This window comes from Paraburkholderia unamae (genome assembly GCF_003096875.1).
GTDB lineage: Bacteria > Pseudomonadota > Gammaproteobacteria > Burkholderiales > Burkholderiaceae > Paraburkholderia > Paraburkholderia unamae.
Window position 1 is genome coordinate 245,964 of record NZ_QEOB01000006.1, and the last position, 26,999, is coordinate 272,962.

The window sequence follows — 26,999 nt, forward strand, 5'->3', positions numbered from 1 at the left end:
CGGCATGAACGAACACGGCGCCCTCGGGCGCCGTGTTTCATTTCTCGCGGCTCACGTGGCGTGCGGCGTCAGAACTGGTCCTCCGAAAGCGCCAGCACGCCCTCGCCGCCATTCGCGCTGACGATCGCCGCTTCGAGCGCCACCGCTTGCGGCAACACGTGTTGCGCAAAGAACTGCGCCGTGGCGATCTTCGCGCCATGAAACTTCGGATCGGACGCCATAAGGCGCTGCGAGGCGAGCATTGCGCGCGCCATCTGCCAGCCGCCCAGCACGATGCCCGCGAGCTTCAGATACGGCACGCTGCCCGCGAACACCGCGTTCGGGTCGCTTTTCGCCTTCGCCAGCACGAAGTCCACGACCGAGCCCAGCGCCTCGCGACCGAGCGCCAGGTGCTTGCGCATCGACTCGAACGCCGCGCCCTCGTGCGCGCCGAGCGCATCGACGCTCCGCGCGATATCTGCGAGCAGCGCCCTGGCGGCCGCGCCGCCGTCGCGCAGCGTCTTGCGCCCCACCAGGTCGTTCGCCTGGATCGCCGTCGTGCCCTCGTAGATCGGCAAGATGCGCGCGTCGCGATAGAACTGCGCCGCGCCCGTCTCCTCGATGAAACCCATGCCGCCGTGCACCTGCACGCCGAGGCTCGTCACCTCCAGCGCGAGTTCGGTGCTCCAGCCCTTCACGATCGGAACGAGGTACTCGTAGCGCGCCTGATGCCGCTCGCGGGCGGCCTCGTCGGGCGCGCCATGCGCGCGATCGCTCTCGCCCGCCGCAACGTAGGCGAGCGCCCGCGCGGCTTCGGTCAACGCGCGCATCGTGCCCAGCATGCGGCGCACGTCGGGGTGATGGATGATGGTCACCGCCTGCTTCGCGGAGCCGTCCACGGGGCGGCTTTGCACGCGCTCCTTCGCATAGGCGAGCGCCTTCTGGTACGCGCGATCGGCAACGGCCACGCCCTGCATGCCCACGGCGAAGCGCGCCGCGTTCATCATGATGAACATGTATTCGAGGCCGCGATTCTCCTCGCCGATCAACTGGCCGAGCGCACCGCCGTGATCGCCGAATTGCAGCACGGCGGTCGGGCTCGCCTTGATGCCGAGCTTGTGTTCGATCGACACGCAATGCACGTCGTTGCGCGCGCCGAGCGTGCCATCATCGCCCACGAGAAACTTCGGCACGATGAAAAGCGAGATGCCCTTCACGCCTTCGGGCGCGGTGGGCGTGCGCGCGAGCACGAGATGGACGATGTTTTCCGTCATGTCGTGCTCGCCCCACGTGATGAAAATCTTCGTGCCGAACAGCTTGTACGTGCCGTCGCCCTGCGGCTCGGCGCGCGTGCGCACGGCAGCGAGATCGGAGCCCGCCTGGGGCTCGGTGAGGTTCATCGTGCCGGTCCAGTCGCCCGAGATGAGCTTCGGCACGAAGCGCTGCTTCTGCGCTTCGCTGCCGGCGGTGAGAAGCGCCTCGATGGCGCCGTCGGTGAGCAGCGGGCACAACGCGAACGAGAGATTCGCCGCGTTGAGCATTTCCATGCACGGCGTGCCCACGAGTTTCGGCAGGCCCTGTCCTTCGTAGTCCTGTGGATGTTGCACGCCTTGCCAGCCACCCTCCACGTATTGCCGGAACGCTTCCTTGAAACCGGGTGTGGCGTGCACGACGCCGTTTTCCCACCGGCTCGGATTGCGGTCGCCTTCGGTATTGAGCGGCTCGATCACCTCGCCGCACAGCTTCGCGGCTTCCTGCAACACGGCTTCGACGGTTTCGGGCGTGGCGTCTTCGCCGCCCGGCAGCCTGGCGATCTCCTCCAGGCCGGCCAGTTCCTTCATGACGAACAGCATGTCGCTCGTGGGCGCGTGGTACATGGCAGTCTCCTCAAATGACAAAGGGGCGCCGCGGCGCCCCTTTGTTGCTTCGTCTCACGCCGTGCGTTCAATCATGATCGCAGCGCTCGATCGCTCGGTTCTACGGCTGGCTTCAGCCGAGTTCCTTCACGAGTTCCGGCACGACCGTGAACAGGTCGCCCACGAGGCCGTAATCGGCCACGCTGAAAATCGGCGCTTCCTCGTCCTTGTTGATCGCGACGATGACCTTCGAGTCCTTCATGCCGGCCAGATGCTGAATCGCGCCCGAGATGCCGACCGCCACGTACAGTTGCGGCGCGACGATCTTGCCGGTCTGACCGACCTGATAGTCGTTCGGCACGTAGCCCGCGTCCACGGCCGCGCGCGATGCGCCCAGTGCTGCGTTGAGCTTGTCCGCCAGCGGCTCCAGCACCTTCGTATAGTTCTCGCCGCTGCCCAGACCGCGGCCGCCCGAGACGATGATCTTCGCGCTCGTGAGTTCCGGGCGGTCGAGCTTCGTGACTTCACGGCCGACGAATGTCGACTTGCCGCTGTCCGCTGCGGCGTCGAGCTTTTCGATTGCAGCGCTGCCGCCTTCGGCCGCCACTGCGTCGAACGCCGTCGTACGCACGGTGATGACCTTGACCGGATCGGCCGATTGAACCGTCGCGATGGCGTTGCCCGCGTAGATCGGACGCTCGAACGTGTCCGGCGAATCCACGGCGGTGATGTCGCTGATCTGTGCGACGTCGAGCTTCGCGGCGATACGCGGCGTGACGTTCTTGCCCGCGGCCGTTGCCGGAGCCAGGATGTGCGTGTAGTTCTTCGCAATCGCGATGACCGTCGCTTCGACGTTCTCGGCGAGACCCTGTTCGAGTTGCGGCGCGTCGGCGAGCAGCACCTTCGCCACGCCTGCGATCTTCGCTGCTGCGTCCGCAGCCGCTTGCGCGTTGTGGCCCGCGACCAGCACGTGCACGTCGCCGCCAATCTTCTGTGCTGCGGCGACGGTGTTCAGCGTCGCGGCCTTGATCGAGTGATTGTCGTGTTCAGCAATAACCAGATTCGTCATTTTCGTCTCGCTCCTTACAGCACCTTGGCTTCCGTCTTCAGCTTCTCGACCAGCGTCTTCACGTCCGGCACCTTCACGCCTGCCGAGCGCTTCGGCGGCTCGACGACCTTCAGCGTCTTCAGACGCGGCGTGACGTCAACGCCCAGGTCTTCCGGCTTGAGCGTTTCGAGCGGCTTCTTCTTCGCCTTCATGATGTTCGGCAGCGTGACGTAGCGCGGCTCATTGAGGCGCAGGTCCGTCGTGACGACTGCGGGCAACGTGAGCGACAGCGTTTCCGCACCGCCGTCCACTTCGCGCGAAACCGTAGCCTTGCCGTCGGCGACCACGACCTTCGAAGCGAACGTGGCTTGCGGCAGGTTCGCGAGCGCCGCGAGCATCTGGCCGGTCTGGTTCGAATCGTCGTCGATCGCCTGCTTGCCGAGGATCACGAGCTGCGGCTGTTCCTTGTCGACCAGCGCCTTCAGGAGCTTGGCGACAGCCAGCGGCTGGAGGTCTTCATTCGACTCGATCAGGATCGCGCGGTCCGCGCCGATCGCGAGCGCCGTGCGCAGCGTTTCCTGCGCCTGCGCCACACCGGCGGACACGGCGATCACTTCCGTCGCCACGCCCGCTTCCTTCAGGCGCACCGCTTCTTCCACGGCGATTTCGTCGAACGGGTTCATCGACATCTTCACATTGGCGATGTCGACGCCCGTGCCATCCGACTTCACACGAACCTTCACGTTGTAATCGACTACGCGTTTGACTGGCACAAGGACTTTCATTCACATGCTCCGAAGTTACGAATACGTCAACCTGGCGGACATTATAGCGATAGCCCTGTCGGGCCGATCTGCCACCAGCAATTTTCACGAACCACCGCTGCCGCACCCCGGTCGTCAGTAGCGAACGATCGTGCGATTTTACGGTGGAAAAAACCCGGGCATCAAGCCCGGGCGCCGATAAATATCTCTAAATTCATCGCCTGGAGGCGCTTACCAGGAGGAGATGACTGCGCCGCCGAACTTCGTTTCGATGAACTGCTTCACCTCCGGCGAGTGGTACGCGGCCACCAGTTTCGCTACCCAAGGCTTGTTGCGATCGGCTTCGCGAATCGCGAGGATATTCACGTACGGCCCCTTCGGGTCTTCGATTGCGATCGCGTCCTGTTTCGGCTTCAGGCCCGCTTCCATCGCGAAGTTCGTGTTGATCGCCGCGGCGTCCACATCGTCGAGCGAGCGCGGAATCTGCGCGGCGTCCAGTTCGACGATCTTCAGCTTCCTGGGGTTTTCCACAATGTCGAGCGGCGTGGCCTTCAACCCTGCGCCGGCGCGCAACTTGATGAGACCCTGGCTTTGCAGCAGCAGCAATGCACGGCCGCCATTCGTCGGATCATTGGGCACAGCGATGCGAGCGCCCGGCTTTAGTTCGGAGAGCGATTTGATCTTCTTCGAATAGATGCCCATCGGGAACGTGACCGTGTCCGCGATCTTGATGAGCTTGTAGCCGCGATCCTTCACCTGCGCGTCGAGATACGGCGCGTGCTGGTAGCTGTTGGCGTCGAGGTCGCCGCCCGCGAGCGCCGCGTTCGGCTGCACGTAGTCCGAGAACTCGACGATCTTGATGTTAAGCCCGTTCTTCGCGGCCACACTCTTCACGACTTCCATCACCTGCTCGTGCGGGCCGCCCGTCACGCCCACCTTGATGGTTTCGTCCGCGTGCGCAGTCATGGGCGCAAGCAGCGGTGCGATGAGCGAAGCCGCGCCGAGCGCCGCCGCGAGCCGGATCATGAAACGACGTTGCATACCAAACCTTTGTCTTGTGTAGTTGTGTGGATCGAAAGACCGCTTGTTTTAAGGCTTATTTGTGGCTCAGGCGTCGCACCAGCCAGTCGCCGAACGACTGCACGATTTGCACGAACACGATCAGGATCACGACGACGAGCAGCATGATTTCGGGTTCGAAGCGCTGGTACCCGTAACGGATGCCGAGGTCGCCCAGACCGCCGCCGCCAATCGCGCCCGCCATCGCCGAATAGCCCACAAGCGAGATGAAGGTGATGGTGAGCCCCGCCACGACACCGGGCAGCGACTCGGGCAGCAACACCTTGAAGACGATCTGGCTCGTGCTCGCGCCCATGGCCTGGGCCGCTTCGATCAGGCCGCGATCGACTTCGCGCAGCGCGGTTTCCACGAGCCGCGCGATGAACGGCGCGGCGGCGATGGTGAGCGGCACGATGGCGGCCGCCGTGCCGATCGACGAGCCCACCACGAGACGCGTGAACGGAATCACGGCGACGAGCAGGATGATGAACGGCGTGGAGCGCACGGCGTTGACGATCACCCCCATCGCGCGATTCGCGGCGATGTTTTGCAGCACGCCGTTGCGGTCGGTGAGATAGAGCAGCACGCCGAGCGGCAGGCCGATGGCCGCGCCCACGAGTCCCGAGATGCCCACCATGACGAGCGTTTCCCAGAACGACTGGACGAACATGTCGAACATTTCACTCCACATGGGACAGTTCCTCCACCACCACGCCTTGCTCGCGCAGCCATGCCATGGCCTGCGCCACCTTCACCGGTTCGCCGCCCGCGAGCACCGCGAGCGAGCCGAACGCCTGCCCCTGGATCTCGTCGATCTGGCCGTGCAGGATGTTGAAATCGAGTTCGAAGCGGCGAATCGTCTCCGACAACACCGGCTGGTCGACGCCCGTGCCCGTGAACGCGAGGCGCAGCAAATGGCCGCTGCCCTTCGAGAGATGCTCGGCCACGCGCGCCTTGAGCCCCGGCGGCAGTTCCTGGGCGATCACGTCGCCTAGCAGGGCGCGCGTGACTTCGTGGCGCGGCTGCAAGAACACGTCGATCACGGGACCGCTTTCCACCACGCGGCCCGCGTCGAGCACGGCCACGCGGTCGCACACCTGTTTGATCACTTCCATCTGGTGCGTGATCATCACGATGGTCAGGTTCAGCTCGCGATTGATCTTGCGCAGCAGGTCGAGAATGGCGCGCGTGGTTTCGGGGTCGAGCGCCGAGGTCGCCTCGTCCGAGAGCAGCACCTTGGGCTTGCTCGCGAGCGCGCGCGCAATGCCCACGCGCTGCTTCTGGCCGCCGCTGATCTGCGAAGGATAGCGATCTTTCTGCGCGGTGAGGCCCACGAGTTCGAGCAGCGGCAGCACCGTCGCTTCGATCTCGGCGCGCTTCACGCCCGCAAGCTCCAGCGGCAGCGCGACGTTGTCGAACACCGTGCGCGACGAGAGCAGATTGAAGTGCTGGAAGATCATGCCGATCTCGCGGCGCGCTTCGCGCAGGTCGGCCGACGAGAGCGACGTGAGCGTGCGCCCGTTGACGACGATGTCGCCTTCGGTGGGCCGCGTGAGCAGGTTGATGGTGCGCACGAGCGTGCTCTTGCCTGCGCCGCTGCGCCCGATGATGCCGAACACTTCGCCCGGCGGAATCGTCAGATTGACGTTATGCAGCGCCTCGATCCAGCCTTGTGGGCCGGCGAAGCGCTGGGACACGTTTCGAATTTCGATCATGGGAAAAAACGAAACGGCGGGTGTGCCGCGCGCCGCTCGCCTTGCCCGCACCCATCTGGATGGATCGCGGAAAACGCGTCGCGCCGGCAGACAGCCGCCGTTTGCTGGACTGGATTTAGCCCGCCATTTTACCCTGGCACGCAAAATTCCTTTTAATAATCAATTTCGATAATTTCATAACTCATATGCATTAGAGGGTTTCGGCAGCCTGCGCTCTGCCGCCCCGCCGCTACACTGCTGCCGATAGCCCGACGCCGACCCCGCACACCCAGCCAGAGAGCGAGATGGAGACAAGTCAGACCTTCGGCACGGCGATGCCTGCCCAACCTGCCGGACGAGCCGAACAAGCCGAGCCAGCCGCCGAACGCTCGACCCTGCGCACGCGCGACGGCGTGGAGCTGCCGCTCTACGCATGGCGTGCGCCGACACCGCCGCGCGCGGCGCTCGCGCTCGTGCACGGGCTGGCCGAGCATGCGGGCCGCTACGCGGCGCTCGCCGCGCGGCTCAATGCCGCGGGCATCGACGTTTATGCGATCGATCTGCGCGGTCACGGGCGGGCGCCCGGCCGCCGCGCGTGGGTGGCCCGTTTCGACGAATACCTTGACGATGCGGACGCGCTGCTCGCTCACGCAAGCGCGCAATGCGCGACACGGCACACGCCGCTCTTTCTGATGGGTCACAGCATGGGCGGCGCGATCGCCGCGCTCTACGCGGTCGAACGCCTGCCGCAAACGCGTGTGCCGCTAGCGGGCCTCCTGCTGTCCAGCGCCGCGCTCGCGCCCGGGCGCGACGTGCCTGCGTGGATGATCGCCGCAAGCCGTGTCGTCAGCGCGATCTGGCCGCGCTTTCCGGCCATGAAGATCGACGCCGCACTGCTCGCGCGCGATAGCGCGGTGGTCGAGGCCAACCTCGCCGATCCGCTCGTGCATCACGGGGCGATTCCCGCACGCACGGGCGCTCAATTGCTGGAAGCGATGAAACGCATCGAAGCGGGCCGCGCGGATCTGCGCGTGCCCGTGCTGATCTGGCACGGCACCGGGGACAAGCTCACCGAGCCCGAAGGCAGCCGCGCGTTCGGCGCAAACGTGGGATCGCCCGACCGCACGCTCACGCTTTACGAAGGGAGCTATCACGAAACGCTCAACGATCTCGACCGCGAGCGCGTGATCGGCGCAATGATCGACTGGATCGAGCACCATTGCTGAGCGCCTGAGCGCCTGGGATCGCTATTTCGCCCCGCGTTTCTCGATGAACGCCTGCACGCCGTCGAGCGCGGGGTCGGTCATCATGTTGCAGGCCATCGTCTGGCCGGCCAGCTGGTAGGCGGCTTCGACGCCCGTTTCCAGTTGGCGGTAGAAGAGGCCCTTGCCCGCCTCGACCGCCTCGCGCGGCTTCGCGCAGATGCTTGCGGCAAGCGCCGTCACGGCGGCATCGAGTTCGTCGGCGGCGACCACGCGGTTCACGAGCCCCTCGCGCTGCGCACGGGCCGCGTCGATGAACTCACCCGTCATGAGCATCTCGAAGGCCACCTTGCGCGAGACGTTGCGCGACAGCGGCACGGCCGGCGTCGAGCAGAAAAGCCCCAGATTGATGCCCGAAACGGCAAAGCGCGCCGTGTCGGCGGCCACCGCGAGATCGCACATCGCGACGAGCTGGCAGCCGGCCGCCGTCGCCACGCCCTGCACGCGCGCGATCACGGGCTGCGGCATTTTCTGGATCGCCAGCATCATCTTCGAGCAGCGCTCGAACAGTTTCGCGTAGTAGCCGCGCGAGGGCTCCGCGCGCATTTCCCGGAGATCGTGGCCCGCGCAGAACGCGCGCCCCGCCGCCGCGATCACGACCACGCGCGCATCGGATTTCGCGAGCGCGGTGAGTTCGGCATGCAGCGCGTCGATGAGCGCCTCGGAAAGCGCGTTGAACGCATCGGGACGATTCAGCGTGAGACGCACGACGCCCGGCACGCCATACGCATCGCGCGTGATGTCGACTAGCGGCGCCGCGTCGGCGGACGACGGCGATGCGGACGGGATTGCGCTCATGATGCGGGTCTCCTTCGTTCGATGCGGCGCACGCGGCGCCTTTAAATGTCCGCCAGCACGCGCAGGTGGGCGACCACGCTGCGGCCGAGCGCCGAGAGGTTGTAGCCGCCTTCGAGGCAGCTCACGATGCGCCCCTTCGCATGGCGGTTCGCCACGGCGCGAATCTGCTCGGTGATCCACGCGAAGTCGTCCTCGACGAGCCCCATGTTGCCGAGGTCGTCTTCGCGGTGCGCGTCGAATCCTGCGGAGACGAACACCATCTGCGGCTTGAAAGCCTCCAGCCGCGGCAGCCACATGATGTCGATGGCCTCGCGCACTTCCATGCCCTTGGTGCGCGCCGCGATCGGCAGGTTGACCATGTTCGGCGCGGGATTGTCCGCGCCCGTGTACGGATAGAACGGATGCTGGAAGAAGCTGCACATCAGCACGCGCGAGTCGCCCGCGAAGGCCGCCTCGGTGCCGTTGCCGTGATGCACGTCGAAGTCGATGACCGCCACGCGCTCGAGGCCGTGGACTTCGAGCGCATGGCGCGCCGCAACCGCCACGTTATTGAAGAAGCAAAAGCCCATGGCGCGCGCGGGTTCCGCATGGTGGCCGGGCGGCCGCACGCTGCAAAACGCGTTCTCGTAGCGGCCCGCGAGCACCGCGTCGGTGGCGGCGATCGCCGCGCCCGCCGCGCGCAGCGCCGCCTGCAACGTGTGCGGATTCATCAGCGTGTCGGAGTCGATGCTCGCGTAGCCTTCCGTGGGCGAGGTGGCGCGAATGTAGTCGATATGCGCCTGGGTGTGCACGCGCAGGAGCGCAGCATCGGTCGCGAGCGGCGACGATTCGTCGCGCTCGATCAGCGCGTCGATGCGGCTCGCGATCAACTGATCTTCGATCGCCTGCAACCGCGCCGGGCATTCGGGATGCCATTCGCCCATCTCGTGCAGCAGGAAGTCGGGGTGAGTGAAGAAACCGGTCGTCATGGGTCGCACTGCCACGGGCTTCGCGCATGGGCGCGGCCGCGGGTCTCCTTCTGTTTTTCGTCTGGCTGCGCGCCGGCCGGCGCGCGAACATGCATCACGTTACCACAGCGCCCTGGCCCCCACGCTGCACCCCTGCACAGCATGGCCTGTTCACGCGGGGCGCCGGTTATACTGCCCGGGTTCAACCCGGACCGTATTCACCCTCCTCTCTCATGACGCTCAAGACCGCTCTGTCCACCTCCGGCCGCTCACGCCACACGACTCTCGCACTCGCGCTTTGCGTCGCGGCGTCGTTGTGCGCCGGCGCGGCGCGCGCGCAAACATCCGCGCCGAAAATGCGACAGAAACCGCTCACGCTCGCGCAGGCGCAGCCGCAAACGCCCCCGCAGCAGGGCCAGACGTTCGAGGAGGAAATCGTCCCGCAGCGCTATGCGAACAATCCGGATGTCGCCGCGTTCATCAACGACATGGTCGCGCGCTACGACTTCGACCCCACGGCGCTGCAAGCGTTGTTCGCGAGCGCGAACTACTCGGCGACCGCCGTGAAGCTCGTCACGCCCTCGCCCGTTCCCGGCGTCAAGAACTGGCGCGTCTACCAGTCGCGCTTCCTCGACCCGGTGCGCATCAACGCGGGCGTGCGCTTCTGGCGCGCGAACCAGGCCACGTTGCAGCGCGCCGCCGACGAGTTCGGCGTGCCGCCCGAGGTGATCGTGGGCATTATCGGCGTGGAGACGATCTACGGGCGCTACATGGGCAACTTCCGCGTGCTCGACGCCCTCACGACGCTCGCGTTCGACTACCCGAATACGCCGAACCGCGCCGATCGCATGGCAACGTTTCGCAAGAATCTCGAGGACTACCTCGTGTGGACGCGCGACGCGCAGATCGACCCGTCGTCGGTGCTCGGCTCGTACACGGGCGCGATCGGCATTCCGCAGTTCCTGCCGAGCAGCATCGTGCAATACGCCGTCGATTACGAGGGCAACAACCACATCGACCTGCGCGCGAGCCCGGCCGACGCGATCGGCAGCGTGGCGAACTACCTGAAGCAGAACGGCTGGGAAACGGGCCGCCCCGTGGTGTGGAATATCGCGAGCGACCCAGGCAGCCAGGGCATTGCGCAGGCCGCGGCGGACGGCAAGCCGGAACCGCGCTGGCCGCTCAGCCAGTTGCTCCGTTCGGGCCTCGTGCTCGACCAGCCGGACGTGGATATCGCCGCCGAGGCGGGCACGCCCATCACGGTGATCGATCTGCCCACGCCGGGCCGCGCCACCGAGTACAAGCTCGGGCTCAAGAACTTCTATGTGCTCACGCGCTATAACCGCAGCTTCTTCTACGCGCTCGCGGTGTATCAACTGGGCATGCGCGTGAAGGCGCAGATGCTGGCGACGCAACCGGGCGTGGGCGTGGGTCCGTCGAACGGCAACGGAAACGGCGTCAACGGGAATGGCAACGGCATGAACGGCTCGGGCACGGCGCCGGCCGAACAGTAATACCCAACCCGTCGTCAGAAAACAAAACGGCCTTCGGAAGCACCGAAGGCCGTTTTTGCATGTGCGCTTCGAAACGCTCAGGCCGGGAACACACCCGTGGACAGATAGCGGTCGCCGCGATCACAGACGATGAACACGATCGTCGCGTTTTCGAGCTGGCGTGCAAGGCGTATCGCCACTTCGCAGGCGCCGCCCGACGAAATCCCGGCAAAGATGCCTTCGACCGAGGCCAGACGCCGCGCCATGTTTTCGGCGGCGGCCTGGCTCACGTTTTCCACGCGATCCACGCGGCTGCGGTCGAAAATCTTCGGCAGATAGGCTTCGGGCCACTTGCGAATGCCCGGAATACGCGAGCCCTCCTCGGGCTGCGCGCCGACGATCTCAATGGCCGGGTTCTTTTCCTTGAGGAACTGGGACGTGCCCATGATCGTGCCCGTGGTCCCCATCGACGAAACGAAGTGCGTGATGCGCCCTTCCGTGTCGCGCCAGATTTCCGGGCCGGTGGCCTCATAGTGCGCAAGCGGATTGTCGGGATTGGCGAACTGGTCGAGGATGATGCCCTTGCCGTCGCGCTGCATTTGCTCGGCGAGGTCGCGCGCATATTCCATGCCGCCCTTCACCGGCGTGAGCATGATTTCCGCGCCATAGGCGGCCATGCTCTGGCGGCGCTCGACGGAGAGGTCCTCCGGCATGATGAGCACCATCTTGTAGCCGCGAATGGCCGCGGCCATCGCGAGCGCAATGCCCGTGTTGCCGCTCGTGGCTTCGATGAGCGTGTCGCCCGGCTTGATGCGGCCGCGCTCCTCGGCCTTGCGGATCATCGAGAGCGCCGGGCGGTCCTTCACCGACCCCGCCGGGTTATTGCCTTCCAGCTTGGCCAGAATGACGTTGTTGCGGGCGCGGATTTCGTCGTCCGGCAGGCGGACGAGTTGCACGAGCGGGGTGTTGCCGATCGTGTCTTCAATGGTCTTGTAGGGCATGGGATGGCAGTGAGGCGCGATTACGTGATCCGTCGATTCTAAACCACGCGGGCCGCCGCCGCAGGGGACCCCTGATGCCGGTATGGACGTAAGCCGCCGTCTTTCCCTCCGGCTATGCCTGCGCACATGCAGCGAGGCACTGGAAAAAGCCCGCGGACGGGCCGCGGGTCAACGTCGCGGGTCAACCTCACCTGAGCGACACCTGAAGGAGACTGCCGCCCCGCGACGGCGATGCACGACGCGCGGGGGCACAACGCAAAAAGACGCCTACTTCTTGACGGTCACGGTGGCCGGCTGCGGGGTACCCGCCTTCGCGGGTGTTGCCTGCGCAACCTTCGCCGGCTGGGTTGCCTGGGCCGCCTGGGCATTGGCCGGACCGACCGACAATCCTTCGGCCTGCAAACGTTCGACGGTATGGCCGCCCAGGCCCTTCACGCGCTTGCCGAGGTCGGTGGCGTCCTTGTAGGGGCCGTGCGCGCCGCGCTCGTCGAGAATGGCCTTGGCGCGCGCGGGCCCGATGCCCTTGATGCCGCGCAGCGCGTCTTCGTTGGCGGTGTTGACGTCCACGGCCGCGAAGGCGTGACCGAATACGGCCAGAAGCGCGGCCGCCGCAAGGATTTTTCGGAACATGCTGGATCTCCCTGAAAACGCCGGCGACCATCGCCGGCGAGGAGAGTCCAGTTTATGAAGTCAGGGCTTCGCGTTACACCTGGCCAGAAAGCCAACGTACGTAACGATCCACACCTTCCTGCACCGTCAGGAACGGCGCGTCGTAGCCCGCGGCGCGCAGCTTCGACTGATCCGCCTGCGTAAAGCATTGATACTTGCCGCGCAGCGCGTCGGGAAACGGGATGTACTCGATCAGCCCTTCCTTCACCTGCTCCGCGAGCGTGAGCGCGGGCTTGCCTTCCATCGCACGCAGCGTGTTCACCACGCTCGTCGCGATGTCGTTGAACGGCTGCGCGCGCCCGCTGCCCAGATTGAAGATGCCCGTCTTCTCCGGATGATCGAAGAAGAACAGGTTGACCTTCACCACGTCCTCCACCGAAACGAAGTCGCGCGTCTGCTCGCCCGGCGCGTAGCCGTTGTACTCGCCGAACAGCTTCACGCGGCCTTCCGCGCGGAACTGGTTGAAGTTGTGAAACGCCACCGAAGCCATGCGCGCCTTGTGCGTTTCGCGCGGGCCGTACACGTTGAAGTAGCGAAAGCCCGCGATCTGGCTTTGCGCCGTGGACAGCACGCGGCGAATGACCTGATCGAACAGGAACTTCGAGTAGCCGTACACGTTGAGCGGCGCTTCCACCTCGCGCTCCTCGACGAAGCGCGTCGAGCCGCCATAGATCGCCGCCGATGACGCATACAGGAACTGCACGCGCTGCGTGAGGCAGGTGTCGAGCACGGCGCGGCTATAACGGAAGTTGTTGTCCATCATGTAGCGGCCGTCGGTTTCCATGGTGTCCGAACAGGCGCCTTCATGAAAAACCGCGCGCACGTCGCCGAAATCGCCGCGCGTGAAGCGCTCGACGAACTCGGTCTTGTCGATGTAGTCGTCGATCTCGCAATCGACGAGGTTCCTGAACTTGTCCGCGCGGGTGAGGTTGTCGACGGCGATGATGCGGTCTTCGCCGCGTTCGTTCAGCGCCTTGACGATGTTGCTGCCGATGAAGCCGGCCGCGCCGGTGACGATGAGGGTCATGATAGGTCTGCGGTGACGAGGTTCACGCGATGTTGATACGAGGTTGACCCACAACCGGGAAAACTCTCCAGAAATCCCGGTCGGAGCCGCGGGCGCCATGCGCCCGTGCGCGGAACGTTATTGAAAGAGTTCGTCGTAGTCGACGGTGGCCGTACCGAGCTTGCCGACCACGATGCCGGCCGCGCGGTTCGCGAGCGCCACGCACTCGACGAGCGGCAATCCCGCGCCGAGCATGGCGGCAACGGTTGCGATCACCGTGTCGCCGGCGCCCGAGACATCATACACTTCGCGCGCATCGGCCGCCGCGTGCAGCACGCCGGCCTCGGAAAAGAGCGTCATACCCTCTTCCGAGCGCGTGAGCAGCAGCGCGTCGAGTTGCAGTTCGCGGCGCAGCTTCGTCACGCGCGCGAGCAGATCCTCTTCCGACTTCCACGTGCCGACCACTTCGCGCAGTTCCGCGCGATTCGGCGTGATGAGGCTCGCGCCGTGATAGCGCTCCCAGTCGTCGCCCTTCGGATCGACGAGCACCGCCTTGCCCGCGGCGCGCGCCTTCGAGATCATCTGCGTGACGTGCGTGAGGCCGCCCTTCGCATAGTCCGACATGAGGATCACGTCGTGCGTGGGCAGGAGCGCGTCGAAGCGTGCGAGGCCCGAGAGCAGCACCTCGTGCGCGGGCGTGTTCTCGAAGTCCACGCGCAGGAGCTGCTGCTGGCGCGAGAGCACGCGCAGCTTGATGGTGGTCGGCAACGCGGGATCGCGCTCCAGGTACGCATCCACGTGGCTCTCGCCGAGCAGGGCGACGATGCGCTCGCCGGGCTCGTCGTGGCCCACCACGCACAGCAGGCCCGCATGGGCGCCGAGCGCCGCCGCGTTGCGCGCCACGTTCGCCGCGCCGCCAAGGCGGTCTTCCTGGCGCTGCACGTGCACGACCGGCACCGGCGCTTCGGGCGAGATGCGGTTGACGTCGCCGAACCAGTAGCGGTCGAGCATGACGTCACCCACCACCAGCACGCGCGAGTTCGCGAGCGTCTCGCGCGGCACGACGCGCACATCGGGCGCGATCGTGGCGGCAAGCGTGGTTTCAGGCCGCGGAGTTAGCGAGATTGACATGGGGCCGCCCAATCGAATGATAGTCAATGCCCAGTTCCGCCATCGCGTCGGGCTCGTAGAGATTGCGCCCGTCGAAGATACGCGGGGTCTTGAGCACCTTCTTCAGGTGTGCGAAATCGGGCGCCTTGAACGCGGTCCATTCGGTCACGATCACAAGCGCGTCCGCGCCCGTGAGCGCGTCGTCCTGGTTCGCCGCGAACGTGAGGCGCGCATGCTGCTCGGGCGCTTCGGCGAGATCGAGCGCGAACACGCGCTTCGCTTCGTCGGCCGCGACCGGATCCCACGCCGCCACCGTCGCGCCGCGCGCGAGCAGATCGGCGATCAGGCGTCGGCTCGGCGCCTCGCGCATGTCGTCGGTGTTCGGCTTGAACGCAAGCCCCCACACGGCGAAATGCCTGCCCGCGAGGTCTTCGCCGCACTGCGTGACGATCTTCCTCACGAGCACTTCCTTCTGCCCGTGATTGACGTCCTCGACCGCTTCGAGAATGCGCAGGTTCTGGCCCGACTCCGCACCCGTGCGGATCAGCGCCTGCACGTCCTTCGGGAAGCACGAGCCGCCATAGCCGCAGCCCGCATAGAGAAAGTGATAGCCGATACGCGGATCGGAGCCGATGCCGCGGCGCACTGACTCGATGTCGGCGCCCACGCGGTCGGCGAGATTGGCCATCTCGTTCATGAACGAGATGCGCGTGGCGAGCATGGCGTTGGCCGCGTACTTCGTGAATTCGGCGGAGCGCACGTCCATGTAGATCGTGCGTTCGTGGTTGCGATTGAACGGCGCGTAGAGGCGCTTCATCTTTTCACGCGCGGTGTTGCCGTTCTCGTCCTCGTCGATGCCGATGATGATGCGGTCCGGGCGCATGAAGTCGTCCACGGCCGCGCCTTCTTTCAGGAACTCGGGGTTCGAGACGACCGAGAAACGATGGTCCGCGCTCTGCGCGAGGCCGCGTTTGGCGAGCTCTTCGGCGAGCACGCCCTGCACGCGCTGCGCCGTGCCGACCGGCACCGTCGACTTGTCGACGATCACCTTGAAACCGTTCATGTAGCGGCCGATGCTGCGCGCCGCTTCGAGCACGTATTGCAGATCCGCCGAGCCGTCTTCGTCGGGCGGCGTGCCCACGGCGATGAACTGCACGTCGCCGTGCTCGACGCTGGCCGCGATGTCGGTGGAGAACGTGATGCGTCCGGCCGCGCGGTTGCGCGCGATGAGTTCGAGCAGGCCCGGCTCGTGAATCGGCACGCCACCGCCGTTGAGAATGTCGATCTTGCGCGGATCGACATCGAGACAAAACACGTCATGGCCGATTTCGGCAAGGCACGCACCGGTAACGAGGCCAACGTAGCCGGTACCGATAATGGTGATCTTCATAGGCGCTCCGGTGACAGATGCTGATGAGATGGAATGACTGAGGGCGCGCCAGGCTCGGCGCGCCCCACCCTGGACTCAGCTCGAAGCGGGCACCGGCTCGACGCGACGCGGCGCATAGGTTTCCCAGCCGCTGCATCCCGGGCACTGCCAGTAGAAGAGGCGCGCCCGGAAGCCGCAATTCTGGCAGGTATAGCGTGGCAGATTCTTGGTGCGCTGCTGGAGCAGCTTGCGCATCAACTCGAGTTCGCTGCGGCGCGGCTCTTCGGCCGTGGCCTGCTGGGCCTCGAGCAGGCGCGCCATGCCGGCGAGGTTCGGCGACTTCTGCATCTGCGTGCGGGCGAGCGCGTGCGCGGCATCGGCGCCACGCAGCTCGGCCACGTATTTATAGGCCACGTCGAGCAGATCGTTCGACGGATAGGCATCGACCCACGTGGTGAGCAGCTGGGCGCCCTCTTCCGCGCGGCCCAGCGTCTCATAGGCCTTCATGACCTTCTCGGCCACGAGCGGCAGATACGCGGGATTCTGCGCCTCGACTGCGCGCCAGTGGGCAAGCGCGGTTTCGGCCGCACCGCTGGCCGCATCGACATCGCCCGCGAGGATCGTCGCGCGCACGTTCTGGGCATTGGCCTTGAGCGCGAGCGCGAGCTGGCGCCGCGCCTCGTCGGCCTTCTTCTGCTGGAGCGCTTCCTGCGCGAGCTCGCAATGGAACTGCGCGATCTCCAGGTCGAGCGACGCCGCGCCCATGGTTTCGAGCCCGCGCGCGGTCTCGATGCAGCGGTTCCAGTCCTTCTCGATCTCGTAGATCGCGAGGAGCGCGCGCTGCGCGCCGAGCGCGAAGTCGCCCGACTTGAGCTTGCCGAAGGTTTCCTCCGCGCGGTCGAGCATGCCCGCCTTGAGGAAGTCCTGGCCGAGTTCATAGAGCGCATGATCGCGCTCGTTCACGGGCAGGTCCGAGCGCGAGAGCAGATTCTGATGCACGCGGATCGCGCGGTCTGTCTCGCCGCGGCGGCGAAACAGATTGCCGAGCGCGAAGTGCAGTTCGACGGTTTCAGGGTCGAGCTTGGCGACCTCGATGAACGCGTCGATGGCCTTGTCCGGCTGCTCGTTGAGCAGGAAGTTCAGGCCGCGAAAATACGAGCGCGGCAAATTGGCGCTTTCGGAAAGCAATGCTTTCAGATCGTAGCGCGACGCCATCCAGCCGAGTGCGAAAGCCACGGGAATGACGAGGAGCCACCAGAAATCGAGATCCATGCGAGCGATGGTGTGAACGGGAAAACAGCCGCACGCTCAAGGCGCGCGGCACGATAAAACCAGTCAGATGAGCGGCGGCAACGGCGGCTCCGCGCTCGGCGCGGGCGTTTCACGCACGGCGCGCAAATCGCGTTTGAGGCGCCCATTTTCCATGCGCAACCGGAACACGCCGGGCAGCGCGGAAAGCAGCCCCGCCAGCAGCCCCACGACGAAAAACGCGAGGCCGATCAGGATCAGCGGGGCCTGCCACGAATACCCGGCAAGAAAGTTCAGCGTCGCGGTTTGCGTGTTGGCGAGCGCGAGCACGAGCAGCAGCACGAACACCAGCACACGGATCACCCAGGCGATCAATCTCATTGAAGGATTCTCTTGGCAGTTGCAAAAGACCCCAGCGAGCACCGGCCAAGCCGGATTGTTGCGCCGCAGCACAAGCCACGCCGAAGTGTCCCGTATTGTAATTGAACGGCCCGCGCCCCGGCACCTGCCCGCAAACCGGGAGCAGGATCGAAACGGCACACCGGGACAAAGCGCGTCGAAAAGGCGCAGACGAAAAAAAAGCGCCGGGGTTGTTCACCCCGGCGCTTTTTACCGGTCCATGCATTCTGGCCATCTGGCATTGACCGCCGACGATCGCAGTCGCCCGATCGAAATCGATCGAACGCTTACAGGTCGTCGTCCGGCTCGTCCGCCTTCAGCGGCTCGCCCGAATTACGGTCCACGCGCTCGCGCAACTCCTTGCCCGGCTTGAAGTGCGGCACGAACTTCTCTGGCACCAGCACCTTTTCACCCGACTTGGGGTTGCGACCGACGCGCGACGGCCGACGATTCAGGCCGAAGCTGCCAAAGCCGCGAATTTCGATGCGATGGCCCTTGGCAAGCGCCTCGGACATCGCATCGAGCATCGTCTTGACCGCGAAATCCGCATCCTTGAGGACAAGTTGCGGAAATCGCGTAGCCAGCTGCGCGACCAATTCAGATTTGGTCATACTTCAGCTTGCCCCCGTTTGAGGCTTACTGGTTCTGGCCGTCGAGCTTGGCCTTCAGCAGCGCGCCGAGGTTGGTCGTGCCGGTGGCAGCCGCACCCGTGTCCGACGACATGCTACGCAGGGCTTCCTGCGTCTCGGCCGAATCCTTCGCCTTGATCGACAGGTTGATGCCACGCGACTTGCGATCGATGTTGATGATCATCGCGTTGACCTTGTCGCCTTCCTTCAGCACGTTGCGAGCATCTTCCACGCGGTCTTGCGCGATTTCCGAAGCACGCAGGTAGCCTTCGACATCGGCGTTCAGGGTGATAACTGCACCCTTTGCGTCGACCGACTTGACCACGCCGTCAACCGTCGAACCCTTGTCGTTAACAGCAACGAAGTTGCTGAACGGGTCGCCTTCGAGCTGCTTGATGCCGAGCGAGATGCGTTCCTTCTCGACGTCGATGCCCAGAACCACGGCTTCGACTTCGTCGCCCTTCTTGTACTTGCGAACGGCTTCTTCGCCGGTTTCCGACCACGACAGGTCCGAAAGGTGAACCAGACCGTCGATGCCGCCAGGCAGACCGATGAAGACGCCGAAGTCGGTGATCGACTTGATTGCGCCTTGCAGCTTGTCGCCCTTCTTGAAGTTGCGGCTGAAGTCATCCCACGGATTCGGCTTGCACTGCTTCATGCCGAGCGAGATGCGGCGGCGGTCTTCGTCGATCTCGAGGACCATGACTTCGACTTCGTCGCCCAGCTGGACAACCTTCGACGGAGCAACGTTCTTGTTGGTCCAGTCCATTTCCGACACGTGAACCAGGCCTTCGATGCCCGATTCGACTTCGACGAACGCGCCGTAGTCGGTGATGTTCGTGACCTTGCCGAACAGGCGCGTGCCCGACGGGTAACGGCGCGAGATGCCTTCCCACGGATCGTCGCCCAGTTGCTTGATACCGAGCGAAACGCGGTTCTTTTCCTGGTCGAACTTGAGGATCTTGGCGGTGACTTCCTGGCCAACCGACAGGACTTCCGACGGGTGACGCACGCGACGCCATGCGATGTCGGTGATGTGCAGCAGGCCGTCGATGCCGCCGAGGTCCACGAACGCGCCGTAGTCGGTGATGTTCTTGACCACGCCGTTGACGATCGCGCCTTCCTTCAGCGTTTCGAGCAGCTTTGCGCGCTCTTCGCCTTGCGTGGCTTCGATCACTGCGCGGCGCGACAGCACGACGTTGTTACGCTTGCGGTCGAGCTTGATGACGCGGAATTCGAGCGTCTTGCCTTCGTACGGCGTCGTGTCCTTGACCGGACGCGTGTCGACGAGCGAACCCGGCAGGAACGCGCGGATGCCGTTGACCATGACGGTCATGCCGCCCTTGACCTTGCCCGTGATCGTGCCGGTCACGAGTTCGTTGTTGTCGAGAGCCTTTTCCAGCGACAGCCACGAAGCGAGACGCTTCGCCTTGTCGCGCGACAGGATGGTGTCGCCGTAGCCGTTTTCCAGCGCGTCGATCGCGACGGAAACGAAGTCGCCCGCCTGCACTTCCACTTCACCCGCGTCGTTCAGGAATTCTTCGAGCGGAATATAGGCTTCGGACTTGAGACCAGCGTTGACGACCACGAAGTTGTGGTCAACGCGCACGACTTCGGCGGAGATCACTTCGCCGGCGCGCATGTCTTGGCGGGTCAGCGACTCTTCGAACAGAGCCGCAAAAGATTCGGTATTCGGGGTGGAGGTTTGCAGGTCGGACATAAAAATCTGGATTTGCATGGTTTCTGCTGCCGGTGCAGCCAGTATTGGCTGGTTAGGCGTTGAGGCCGGAGCGCTTACGTTCGCGGCGCAGATGCAAAAGCCACACGGGGTTAAAGGGTTAAGACACGCCCTGCTTCCCAGCAGGGCACCAACACGGACTGCTACTTCAACTGCTTTCTTTACTGCGCCTTTGCCGGCGTTCGCGCATTCAACAAACTGCCGCGCTTGTGGCTCAGTTTGTTGTTAACGCACCGGCAATGCCTGGTACCACTGCACCACCTGTTCGACCGCCTGGTCGACGGTAAGCGCCGAGGTGTCCAGAAGCTGCGCATCCGCTGCGGGCTTGAGCGGCGCGGCTGCACGGTTACTGTCCCGCGCGTCGCGTTCACGCAAATCTCGAAGCAAGTCATCCATATTAGCAGAAAAACCTTTTTGGATCAATTGCTTATGCCGGCGAGCCGCGCGAGCCTCCACACTGGCCGTCAGGAACACCTTCAGAACGGCGTCCGGGAAGATCACCGTGCCCATGTCGCGGCCGTCGGCGACGAGGCCGGGAAGCTTGCGAAACGCCCGCTGGCGCGCCACGAGCGCCGTGCGCACGGCCGGATGCGCGGCGATCATCGAGGCCCGGTTGCCCACTTCCTCGGCGCGGATTTCGTTCGAAACGTCAACGCCGTCGAGCTGCGCGAGCCCTTCGCGGAACGTGATATGGAGATCGTCGATCAGCTTCGCCAGGCCTTCGGCGTCGTCGGGCGCGATCGTATAGCGCACGCTCGCGAGCGCCGCCAGTCGGTACAGCGCGCCGCTGTCGAGCAGGTGAAAGCCGAGATGCGCGGCGACCAGCGCGGCCACCGTGCCTTTGCCGGAGGCGGTGGGGCCGTCGATCGTGATGACGGGCGTCGGATAAAAGGGACGGGTCGATTTCATGCGGCGAAGGTACTCGGCTCTGGATCAATCAAGGTTGCGCGAGCGCCAGGAAGCGCTCGAAATAATCGGGGAACGTCTTGCCGACGCACTTCGGGTCGTTGATGCGCACCGGCACGCCGCCGAGGCTCACGAGCGAGAAGCACATCGCCATGCGGTGATCGTCGTAGGTGTCGATCGCGGCGTTCGGCGTGAGCTTTTCGGGCGGGCGCACGATCAGGTAATCGGGCCCCTCCTCCACGTTCGCGCCGACCTTGCGCAGTTCCGTGGCCATCGCGGCGATGCGGTCGGTTTCCTTCACGCGCCAGCTCGCGATGTTGCGCAGCGTGGTCGCGCCGTCGGCGAACAACGCGGCGACGGCGATCGTCATGGCCGCGTCGGGAATCAGGTTGAAGTCCATGTCGATGGGGTCGAGCTTGCCGTGGTCGTTGCCGATCCCGCGCACCTCGATCCAGTCGTCGGCGACCGTGACGTTCGCGCCCATGCGCATGAGCGCCGCCGCGAACGCGACGTCGCCCTGGATGCTCGAGCGCCCCACGCCTTCCACGCGCACCGGGCCGCCGCCAATCGCGCCCGCGGCGAGAAAGTACGACGCCGACGACGCATCGCCTTCCACCATGATCTTGCCCGGCGACTGGTAGCGCACGCCCGCCGGAATCTCGAAGCGATGCCAGCCGTGACGTTCGACCTTCACGCCGAAGCGCTCCATCAGCTTGATCGTGATCTCGATATAGGGCTTGGAGATCAGCTCGCCGTCCACCTCGACGATCGTCACGCCGTCCTTGGCGCGCACGAGCGGCAGCGTCATGAGCAGCGCGGTGAGGAACTGGCTCGACACGTCGCCGCGCACGCGAATGGGCGCTTCGACCGAAATCGCCGCCGGGCGGATACGCAGCGGCGGAAAGCCGTCGTTCTCCTCGTAGTCGATCTTCGCGCCGATCTGGCGCAGACCGTCCACGAGGTCGCCGATGGGCCGCTCGTGCATGCGCGGCACGCCGTGAATGCGGTAGTCGCCGCCGTTCACCGCGAGCGCCGCCGTGAGCGGGCGCACCGCCGTGCCCGCGTTGCCGAGGAAGAGGTCCGCGCGCACCGCCTGGAACGCACCGCGCGTGCCCTGCACAACGCAGGTGTCGTCCTCGCGCTTCAATTTCACGCCGAGCTTTTCGAGCGCGGCGAGCATGACGCGCGTGTCGTCGGAGTCGAGCAGGTTCGTGATGGTCGTTTCGCCCTCGGCCAGCGCGGCGAGCAGCAGCACGCGATTCGAAATGCTTTTCGAGCCGGGCAGACGGATCGTGCCGGACGCACGGGTGAACGGTCCGAGATCGAGGTGTTCCATGAACGTGTCCTGAGAATGCCTTGGGTTGCGGCCTGTCATTGCGGCGCTCGCGCCGCATGGCCTGGTCCTGCGTGCTTGTTTGCCTGGCTTACTTGCCTGGCGCCGCATCAACGGCAGCGGCAGCGGCCTTGCCGCCGCGCTCCTGCCACGCCTCGCGCGCCGCGCGCGAGCGCGCAAACACGGTTTCGAGCGCGGCGCCGTCGCCGGCGTCGATGGCCGCGCGCAGCTTCGCGAGCACTTCAGTGTAGCCGTCGAGTTCGGCGAGCAGCGCGGTGCGGTTCGCGAGGCACACGTCGCGCCACATTTCGGGGCTCGACGCGGCAATGCGCGTGAAATCACGGAAACCGCCCGCCGCGAACGAGAACTTCAGCTTGGCGTCGGGCGAAGCGAGAATCTGATCGACGAGCGCGAACGACAATACATGCGGCAGATGGCTTACCGAAGCGAACACGCGGTCGTGCTGCGCGGCGGGCATCTCGCCGATCACCGCGCCCGTCGCGCGCCACATATCGGCAATGCGTTCGACCGAGGCGCGCGCGTTTCCCTCCAGCGGACACAACACGACGTTGCGGCCCACGTAGAGTTCGGGCAGCGCGGCATCGACGCCGCTCGACTCGCGTCCGGCGATCGGGTGCCCCGGCACGAATTGCGCAATGCGCGCGCCGAGCGCGGCGCGCGCGGCTGCGATCACGTCGCTCTTGGTGCTGCCCGCGTCTGTCACGATCGTCTCGCTGCCGAGGTGCGGCGCGATACGTTCGAGCAGCGCCTGGGTCTGCGCAACGGGCGCGGCGATCAGCACGATATCGGCGCCGGCGAGCGCGGCGGCGAGCGCCGCTTCGTCGTCGAGCGTCGCAACGGCGTCGATCACGCCCAGTTCGAGCGCGCGCGCCACCGATTGCGCGTGCCGGCCCACGCCGATCACCTGCGCGCCTGCGCGGTCCTGCGAACCGCGCTCGCGCAACGCGCGAGCGAGCGAGCCGCCGATCAGGCCCACGCCAAAAATCACGAGTTTGTTAAACGAAAAAGCACTCACGACGCCACCGGAAAAGAAAATGTTGTGCGCGCCCAGGGCGTGCTCATCAGGCACCCGGCTGGGCACCCAGCGCTCGTTCGAGGGCCGCGACGAAAGCCGCGTTCTCCTCGGGCAAGCCGATCGTCACGCGCAGCCACTGCGGCAAGCCGTAGTTGGCCACCGGCCGAACGATCACCGCCTGCTTGAGCAAGGCAAGATTCACACGCGCACCCGCGCCGTCATCGGCTGCGTCCTGCGTCACGCGCACCAGCACGAAATTGCCATCCGAAGGCACGTATTCGAGCCCGAGACGCTCGAACGCCGCGGTCAGCGTGCGATAGCCTTCGGCGTTGAGCGCCGCGCTGCGTTCGAGGAACGCCGTGTCGCCGAGCGCGGCGATCGCGGCCGCCTGCGCGAGCGTGTTGACGTTGAACGGCTGGCGCAGACGATTGAGCAGATCGGTCAGCTCCGGCTGCGCGATGGCAAAGCCAATGCGCAGGCCCGCGAGCCCGTACGCCTTCGAGAACGTGCGCGAGACGAGCAGGTTCGGATAGCGCCTTGCCCACGCGATCGAGTCGTAGCGTTTATCCGCCGCGAGATATTCCGTGTACGCCTCGTCGAGCACGATCACGACATGCGCGGGCACCTTCGCGATGAACGCTTCGAGCGTCGCACCGTCGATGAACGTGCCGGTCGGGTTATTCGGATTCGCCACGAACACGAGACGCGTGTCGTCGGTGATCGCCGCCAGCATCGCATCGAGATCGTGGCCGTAGCGCACGGCGGGCGTCACGACATGACGCGCGCCCAGCCCCTGGGTCGCGAGCGCGTAGACCGCGAACGAGTACTGCGAATACACGATCGCCTGTCCGCGCTCGACAAACGCATGCGCGGCCATTTCGAGAATGTCGTTGCTGCCGTTGCCGAGCGTGATCCACTCGGCCGGCACGTCGTAGCGCGCGGCCAGCGCGGCCTTGAGCTCGAACGCGTTCGAGTCGGGATAGCGCCCCAGCTCGCTTGCGGCCTGCACGAGCGCGCGCTGCGCCGACTCGGGCATGCCAAGCGGATTCTCGTTCGACGCGAGCTTCACGATGCGCGCCTCGTCGAGCCCGAACTCGCGGGCGACTTCCGAAATCGGTTTGCCGGCGATGTAAGGCGCGATCGCGCGCACGTACGAGGGGCCGAATTGCGTGGTCATGCGTCTCTCCAGGGCTTCCAGGGCTCGAGGCGCCGGGCGGCAGCGGGTCATCCCCTGCGCCGGTGCTTCGCGTGACGTACAGCAGTCTGATCCAGACGGATCGGGAACGGCGCGCGGTGCGAGATCCGCGCGCCTTACCGTGCGACTTATCGTGCGCGCGGGTACGAGCCGAGGATCTTCAGATACGCGGCCTTCTTGCTGAGCTCGTCGAGCGCCGCGACCACGGCGGCATCGTCGCGATGGCCTTCGAAGTCGATGTAGAAGTAGTACTCCCACGTGCTGCCAAGGCGCGCCGGACGCGACTCGAAACGCGTCATCGACACACCGTGGCGTGCGAGCGGTTCGAGCAGCTTGTAGACGGCGCCCGGCTCGTTCTTCACCGACACGATCATCGAGGTCTGGTCGCGGCCCGACGCACCCGCCGGCTGCTTGCCGATCAGCACGAAACGCGTGCGGTTGTGCGGATCGTCCTGGATCAGTGCGTTCGCGATCAGGAGGCCGTAGTGCGTGGCGGCGCGCTCGCCCGCAATCGCGGCGACCGTCGGGTCGGCGGCGGCGAGGCGCGCGGCTTCGGCGTTGCTCGACACGGCCTGACGCTCGAGCTGCGGCGCGTTGGCGGTCAGCCAGTGCTGGCACTGCGCAAGCGCCTGCGGGTGTGCGCACACGCGCGTCACGCCCTTCAGGTTGCCGCTTAGCGTCATCAGGTTGTGCTGGATCGGCAGCGCGATTTCGCCGCCGATCACGAGCTGCGTTTCGAGGAACAGGTCGAGCGTGCGCGAGACGGCGCCTTCGGTCGAGTTCTCGACCGGCACGACGCCGAACTCGGCGGCGCCCGCCTCGACCGAGCGAAACACCTCGTCGATCGACGGACACGGCATGCCTTCGATCGATTGACCGAAGTACGCATACATTGCCTGCTCGCTATAGGTGCCGACCGGGCCGAGGAAGGCCGCCGAAATCGTCTTTTCGAGCGAGCGGCTCGCGGCCATGATCTCGCGCCAGATCGCGCTGATGTGATCGTTGCCGAGCGGGCCGTCGCTCATGTTTTGCAGGCGCTCGATCACCTGAAGCTCGCGCTCCGGGCGAAACACCGGCGCGTTGAAATGCTTCTTGACTTCGCCTACTTCGAGCGCGACCGAGGCGCGCTGGTTCAGGAGCGCGATGAGCTGCGCGTCGATCGCATCGATGCGTTCGCGCAGCGGCTTGAGTTGGGAATTGAGTTCGTCGTCCATGCGTGAAACCGGCAATCTGAAAGGTTGCGCGCGGCGCTCGGGGGCCTCGCGGCCCGGCGCTTACGCGTGCTTCGCTTCGAATTCCTTCATGTACTCGACCAGCGCCTTCACTGCTTCGAGCGGCACCGCGTTGTAAATCGATGCCCGCATGCCGCCGACGGACTTGTGGCCCTTCAGCTGCAACAGCCCGCGCGCTTTGGCGCCGGCGAGGAAATCCGCGTTACGTGTTTCGTCGGCGAGGAAGAACGGCACGTTCATCCGCGAGCGCGCGCGGCGCTCCACCTGGTTGTTGTAGAAGCTGCTCGCGTCGATCGTCTCGTACAGCAGCTTCGCCTTTTCGACATTGCGCGCCTCGATGACTTCGAGACCGCCCTGGCGCTTGAGCCACTTGAACACGAGCCCGGCGATATAAATCGCGTAGGTGGGCGGCGTGTTGAACATCGAGTTGTTCGCGGCCACGGTCTTCCATTCGAACGCCGACGGGCAGATCGGCATCGAGCGATCGAGCAGGTCCTCGCGCACGATCACGACCGTCACGCCCGCCATGCCGATGTTCTTCTGCGCACCGCCGTAGAGCACGCCGTATTTGGCGATGTCCATCGGGCGCGAAAGAATGTGTGACGAAGCGTCGGCCACGAGCGGAACGTCGCCGAGGTCGGGAATCTCGAAGGTCTCCACGCCGTCGATCGTCTCGTTCGTGCACAGGTGCACGTAGGCGGGGTCGTCCGAAAGCTTCCACTCGCTTTTCGGCGGCGAATGCGTGAAGCCGGCCTCGGTGCGGCCCGTCGCGGCGATATGCGCCTCGCCGTACTTGAGCGCTTCCTTCTGCGACTTCTGCGACCACGAGCCCGTGACCACGAAGTCGGCGCGCGGCTTCGTGCCGAACAGGTTGAGCGGAACGATCGCGTTCTCGCCAATGCCGCCGCCTTGCAGAAAAAGAATCTGGTGGCTCGCGGGCACTTGCATCAGTTCGCGCAGATCGAGCAGCGCCTCGCTGTGGATCTGCATGAATTCCGGACCGCGATGGCTCATTTCCATCACGCCCATGCCGCTGCCATGCCAGTCGAGCATTTCGTCGGCGGCCTGGCGCAGGACCTCTTCGGGCAATGCTGCCGGTCCGGCTGAGAAGTTGTAGACGCGCATCGTAAAAAAGATCCCCGAGGCAGGCGCTATGGCAAAAACCGCCGGAAAACGCGCCGGAAAAAGAAAATGGCCGCTCGCGCTTATCGCGCAAACGACCATTATC

26 protein-coding genes are annotated in these 26,999 nt (G+C 65.3%); 3 read left to right on the forward strand and 23 right to left on the reverse strand.

The window, feature by feature from the left end; translation table 11 throughout:
* Positions 1 to 68: 68 nt before the first annotated feature.
* From C7402_RS14920 to C7402_RS14945, 6 genes are all read right to left on the reverse strand, one after another.
* Positions 69 to 1,856 carry an acyl-CoA dehydrogenase gene (locus tag C7402_RS14920; RefSeq protein WP_116611158.1) on the reverse strand — a complete coding sequence of 596 codons (1,788 nt, stop codon included), beginning with the start codon at positions 1,854 to 1,856 and terminating at the stop codon, positions 69 to 71.
* A gap of 112 nt (positions 1,857 to 1,968) precedes the next feature.
* Positions 1,969 to 2,904 carry an electron transfer flavoprotein subunit alpha/FixB family protein gene (locus C7402_RS14925; RefSeq protein WP_116611159.1) on the reverse strand — a complete coding sequence of 312 codons (936 nt, stop codon included), beginning with the start codon at positions 2,902 to 2,904 and terminating at the stop codon, positions 1,969 to 1,971.
* 14 nt (positions 2,905 to 2,918) lie between these two features.
* Positions 2,919 to 3,668 carry an electron transfer flavoprotein subunit beta/FixA family protein gene (locus C7402_RS14930; RefSeq protein ID WP_112171332.1) on the reverse strand — a complete coding sequence of 250 codons (750 nt, stop codon included), beginning with the start codon at positions 3,666 to 3,668 and terminating at the stop codon, positions 2,919 to 2,921.
* A gap of 210 nt (positions 3,669 to 3,878) precedes the next feature.
* Positions 3,879 to 4,688: a MetQ/NlpA family ABC transporter substrate-binding protein gene (locus tag C7402_RS14935; protein WP_116611160.1), complete on the reverse strand. Its 810-nt coding sequence runs from the start codon at positions 4,686 to 4,688 to the stop codon at positions 3,879 to 3,881.
* Positions 4,689 to 4,743: 55 nt separating this feature from the next.
* Positions 4,744 to 5,397, reverse strand: a complete 654-nt coding sequence (locus C7402_RS14940) for a methionine ABC transporter permease (protein ID WP_112171334.1) — start codon at positions 5,395 to 5,397, stop codon at positions 4,744 to 4,746.
* Positions 5,387 to 6,421, reverse strand: a complete 1,035-nt coding sequence (locus C7402_RS14945; protein WP_112171335.1) for a methionine ABC transporter ATP-binding protein — start codon at positions 6,419 to 6,421, stop codon at positions 5,387 to 5,389. The genes C7402_RS14940 and C7402_RS14945 overlap by 11 nt, the downstream gene beginning before the upstream one ends.
* Here C7402_RS14945 and C7402_RS46940 point away from each other — a divergent pair.
* Both C7402_RS46940 and C7402_RS14950 read left to right on the forward strand, forming a co-directional pair.
* On the forward strand, positions 6,420 to 6,593 hold the full coding sequence (locus tag C7402_RS46940) for a hypothetical protein (RefSeq protein ID WP_165841896.1): 174 nt from the start codon (positions 6,420 to 6,422) through the stop codon (positions 6,591 to 6,593). The two genes, C7402_RS14945 and C7402_RS46940, sit on opposite strands and share 2 nt — an antisense overlap.
* Before the next feature lie 142 nt (positions 6,594 to 6,735).
* A complete protein-coding gene (locus C7402_RS14950) occupies positions 6,736 to 7,626 on the forward strand; it encodes an alpha/beta hydrolase (protein WP_165841899.1) in 891 nt (296 codons plus the stop codon).
* Between the two features lie 21 nt (positions 7,627 to 7,647).
* On the opposite strand, the gene C7402_RS14955 is transcribed toward C7402_RS14950, so the two are convergent.
* Together C7402_RS14955 and C7402_RS14960 are read right to left on the reverse strand one after the other, a co-directional pair.
* On the reverse strand, positions 7,648 to 8,460 hold the full coding sequence (locus C7402_RS14955) for an enoyl-CoA hydratase (protein WP_116611161.1): 813 nt from the start codon (positions 8,458 to 8,460) through the stop codon (positions 7,648 to 7,650).
* A gap of 41 nt (positions 8,461 to 8,501) precedes the next feature.
* On the reverse strand, positions 8,502 to 9,428 hold the full coding sequence (locus tag C7402_RS14960) for a histone deacetylase family protein (RefSeq protein ID WP_112171337.1): 927 nt from the start codon (positions 9,426 to 9,428) through the stop codon (positions 8,502 to 8,504).
* Positions 9,429 to 9,763: 335 nt separating this feature from the next.
* On the opposite strand from C7402_RS14960, the gene mltB reads away from it, so the two are divergent.
* A complete protein-coding gene (mltB, locus tag C7402_RS14965; RefSeq protein ID WP_244314856.1) occupies positions 9,764 to 10,921 on the forward strand; it encodes a lytic murein transglycosylase B in 1,158 nt (385 codons plus the stop codon).
* 77 nt (positions 10,922 to 10,998) lie between these two features.
* On the opposite strand, the gene cysM is transcribed toward mltB, so the two are convergent.
* The 15 genes from cysM to serC all read right to left on the reverse strand — a co-directional run bounded on the left by cysM (position 10,999) and on the right by serC (position 26,896).
* Positions 10,999 to 11,901, reverse strand: coding sequence for a cysteine synthase CysM (cysM, locus tag C7402_RS14970; RefSeq protein ID WP_112171339.1), 903 nt, complete (start codon positions 11,899 to 11,901; stop codon positions 10,999 to 11,001).
* A 267-nt stretch (positions 11,902 to 12,168) separates the two neighbouring features.
* Positions 12,169 to 12,531 (reverse strand): ComEA family DNA-binding protein, encoded by a 363-nt coding sequence (locus C7402_RS14975; protein ID WP_112171340.1) that lies wholly within the window; start codon positions 12,529 to 12,531, stop codon positions 12,169 to 12,171.
* Between the two features lie 73 nt (positions 12,532 to 12,604).
* Positions 12,605 to 13,597 (reverse strand): ADP-glyceromanno-heptose 6-epimerase, encoded by a 993-nt coding sequence (rfaD, locus tag C7402_RS14980; protein ID WP_116611163.1) that lies wholly within the window; start codon positions 13,595 to 13,597, stop codon positions 12,605 to 12,607.
* 117 nt (positions 13,598 to 13,714) lie between these two features.
* On the reverse strand, positions 13,715 to 14,707 hold the full coding sequence (rfaE1, locus tag C7402_RS14985; protein WP_112171342.1) for a D-glycero-beta-D-manno-heptose-7-phosphate kinase: 993 nt from the start codon (positions 14,705 to 14,707) through the stop codon (positions 13,715 to 13,717).
* The gene (locus C7402_RS14990) at positions 14,679 to 16,076 is read right to left on the reverse strand and encodes a UDP-glucose dehydrogenase family protein (RefSeq protein ID WP_112171343.1); all 1,398 of its coding nucleotides are present in this window, start codon (positions 16,074 to 16,076) and stop codon (positions 14,679 to 14,681) included. Before C7402_RS14990 ends, rfaE1 begins: the two co-directional genes overlap by 29 nt.
* A 75-nt stretch (positions 16,077 to 16,151) precedes the next feature.
* Positions 16,152 to 17,327, reverse strand: coding sequence for a lipopolysaccharide assembly protein LapB (lapB, locus tag C7402_RS14995; RefSeq protein WP_112171344.1), 1,176 nt, complete (start codon positions 17,325 to 17,327; stop codon positions 16,152 to 16,154).
* A gap of 63 nt (positions 17,328 to 17,390) precedes the next feature.
* Positions 17,391 to 17,684 carry a lipopolysaccharide assembly protein LapA domain-containing protein gene (locus tag C7402_RS15000; RefSeq protein ID WP_112171345.1) on the reverse strand — a complete coding sequence of 98 codons (294 nt, stop codon included), beginning with the start codon at positions 17,682 to 17,684 and terminating at the stop codon, positions 17,391 to 17,393.
* 305 nt (positions 17,685 to 17,989) lie between these two features.
* Positions 17,990 to 18,313, reverse strand: a complete 324-nt coding sequence (locus tag C7402_RS15005) for an integration host factor subunit beta (RefSeq protein WP_027817382.1) — start codon at positions 18,311 to 18,313, stop codon at positions 17,990 to 17,992.
* 25 nt (positions 18,314 to 18,338) lie between these two features.
* Positions 18,339 to 20,069 carry a 30S ribosomal protein S1 gene (rpsA, locus tag C7402_RS15010; protein ID WP_103707055.1) on the reverse strand — a complete coding sequence of 577 codons (1,731 nt, stop codon included), beginning with the start codon at positions 20,067 to 20,069 and terminating at the stop codon, positions 18,339 to 18,341.
* A 225-nt stretch (positions 20,070 to 20,294) separates the two neighbouring features.
* Positions 20,295 to 20,978 carry a (d)CMP kinase gene (cmk, locus tag C7402_RS15015; RefSeq protein ID WP_116611164.1) on the reverse strand — a complete coding sequence of 228 codons (684 nt, stop codon included), beginning with the start codon at positions 20,976 to 20,978 and terminating at the stop codon, positions 20,295 to 20,297.
* Between the two features lie 28 nt (positions 20,979 to 21,006).
* Positions 21,007 to 22,311, reverse strand: coding sequence for a 3-phosphoshikimate 1-carboxyvinyltransferase (aroA, locus tag C7402_RS15020; RefSeq protein WP_116611165.1), 1,305 nt, complete (start codon positions 22,309 to 22,311; stop codon positions 21,007 to 21,009).
* Positions 22,312 to 22,399: 88 nt separating this feature from the next.
* Positions 22,400 to 23,344: a prephenate dehydrogenase gene (locus C7402_RS15025; RefSeq protein WP_116611245.1), complete on the reverse strand. Its 945-nt coding sequence runs from the start codon at positions 23,342 to 23,344 to the stop codon at positions 22,400 to 22,402.
* 46 nt (positions 23,345 to 23,390) lie between these two features.
* On the reverse strand, positions 23,391 to 24,521 hold the full coding sequence (hisC, locus tag C7402_RS15030) for a histidinol-phosphate transaminase (protein WP_116611166.1): 1,131 nt from the start codon (positions 24,519 to 24,521) through the stop codon (positions 23,391 to 23,393).
* A 146-nt stretch (positions 24,522 to 24,667) separates the two neighbouring features.
* Positions 24,668 to 25,753 carry a prephenate dehydratase gene (gene pheA / locus C7402_RS15035; RefSeq protein WP_112171349.1) on the reverse strand — a complete coding sequence of 362 codons (1,086 nt, stop codon included), beginning with the start codon at positions 25,751 to 25,753 and terminating at the stop codon, positions 24,668 to 24,670.
* A gap of 60 nt (positions 25,754 to 25,813) precedes the next feature.
* Positions 25,814 to 26,896, reverse strand: a complete 1,083-nt coding sequence (gene serC / locus C7402_RS15040) for a 3-phosphoserine/phosphohydroxythreonine transaminase (protein WP_116611246.1) — start codon at positions 26,894 to 26,896, stop codon at positions 25,814 to 25,816.
* Positions 26,897 to 26,999 lie beyond the last annotated feature (103 nt).

Bases quoted from the DNA above. Each gene is read 5' to 3' on its own strand.
- C7402_RS14920 (WP_116611158.1), bottom strand. From the start codon at position 1,856: ATGTACCACGCGCCCACGAGCGACATGCTGTTCGTCATGAAGGAACTG.
- C7402_RS14925 (WP_116611159.1), bottom strand. From the start codon at position 2,904: ATGACGAATCTGGTTATTGCTGAACACGACAATCACTCGATCAAGGCC.
- C7402_RS14930 (WP_112171332.1), bottom strand. From the start codon at position 3,668: ATGAAAGTCCTTGTGCCAGTCAAACGCGTAGTCGATTACAACGTGAAG.
- C7402_RS14935 (WP_116611160.1), bottom strand. From the start codon at position 4,688: ATGCAACGTCGTTTCATGATCCGGCTCGCGGCGGCGCTCGGCGCGGCT.
- C7402_RS14940 (WP_112171334.1), bottom strand. From the start codon at position 5,397: ATGTGGAGTGAAATGTTCGACATGTTCGTCCAGTCGTTCTGGGAAACG.
- C7402_RS46940 (WP_165841896.1), top strand. From the start codon at position 6,420: ATGGGAAAAAACGAAACGGCGGGTGTGCCGCGCGCCGCTCGCCTTGCC.
- C7402_RS14945 (WP_112171335.1), bottom strand. From the start codon at position 6,421: ATGATCGAAATTCGAAACGTGTCCCAGCGCTTCGCCGGCCCACAAGGC.
- C7402_RS14950 (WP_165841899.1), top strand. From the start codon at position 6,736: ATGCCTGCCCAACCTGCCGGACGAGCCGAACAAGCCGAGCCAGCCGCC.
- C7402_RS14955 (WP_116611161.1), bottom strand. From the start codon at position 8,460: ATGAGCGCAATCCCGTCCGCATCGCCGTCGTCCGCCGACGCGGCGCCG.
- C7402_RS14960 (WP_112171337.1), bottom strand. From the start codon at position 9,428: ATGACGACCGGTTTCTTCACTCACCCCGACTTCCTGCTGCACGAGATG.
- mltB (WP_244314856.1), top strand. From the start codon at position 9,764: ATGCGACAGAAACCGCTCACGCTCGCGCAGGCGCAGCCGCAAACGCCC.
- cysM (WP_112171339.1), bottom strand. From the start codon at position 11,901: ATGCCCTACAAGACCATTGAAGACACGATCGGCAACACCCCGCTCGTG.
- C7402_RS14975 (WP_112171340.1), bottom strand. From the start codon at position 12,531: ATGTTCCGAAAAATCCTTGCGGCGGCCGCGCTTCTGGCCGTATTCGGT.
- rfaD (WP_116611163.1), bottom strand. From the start codon at position 13,597: ATGACCCTCATCGTCACCGGCGCGGCCGGCTTCATCGGCAGCAACATC.
- rfaE1 (WP_112171342.1), bottom strand. From the start codon at position 14,707: ATGTCAATCTCGCTAACTCCGCGGCCTGAAACCACGCTTGCCGCCACG.
- C7402_RS14990 (WP_112171343.1), bottom strand. From the start codon at position 16,076: ATGAAGATCACCATTATCGGTACCGGCTACGTTGGCCTCGTTACCGGT.
- lapB (WP_112171344.1), bottom strand. From the start codon at position 17,327: ATGGATCTCGATTTCTGGTGGCTCCTCGTCATTCCCGTGGCTTTCGCA.
- C7402_RS15000 (WP_112171345.1), bottom strand. From the start codon at position 17,684: ATGAGATTGATCGCCTGGGTGATCCGTGTGCTGGTGTTCGTGCTGCTG.
- C7402_RS15005 (WP_027817382.1), bottom strand. From the start codon at position 18,313: ATGACCAAATCTGAATTGGTCGCGCAGCTGGCTACGCGATTTCCGCAA.
- rpsA (WP_103707055.1), bottom strand. From the start codon at position 20,069: ATGCAAATCCAGATTTTTATGTCCGACCTGCAAACCTCCACCCCGAAT.
- cmk (WP_116611164.1), bottom strand. From the start codon at position 20,978: ATGAAATCGACCCGTCCCTTTTATCCGACGCCCGTCATCACGATCGAC.
- aroA (WP_116611165.1), bottom strand. From the start codon at position 22,311: ATGGAACACCTCGATCTCGGACCGTTCACCCGTGCGTCCGGCACGATC.
- hisC (WP_116611166.1), bottom strand. From the start codon at position 24,521: ATGACCACGCAATTCGGCCCCTCGTACGTGCGCGCGATCGCGCCTTAC.
- pheA (WP_112171349.1), bottom strand. From the start codon at position 25,753: ATGGACGACGAACTCAATTCCCAACTCAAGCCGCTGCGCGAACGCATC.
- serC (WP_116611246.1), bottom strand. From the start codon at position 26,896: ATGCGCGTCTACAACTTCTCAGCCGGACCGGCAGCATTGCCCGAAGAG.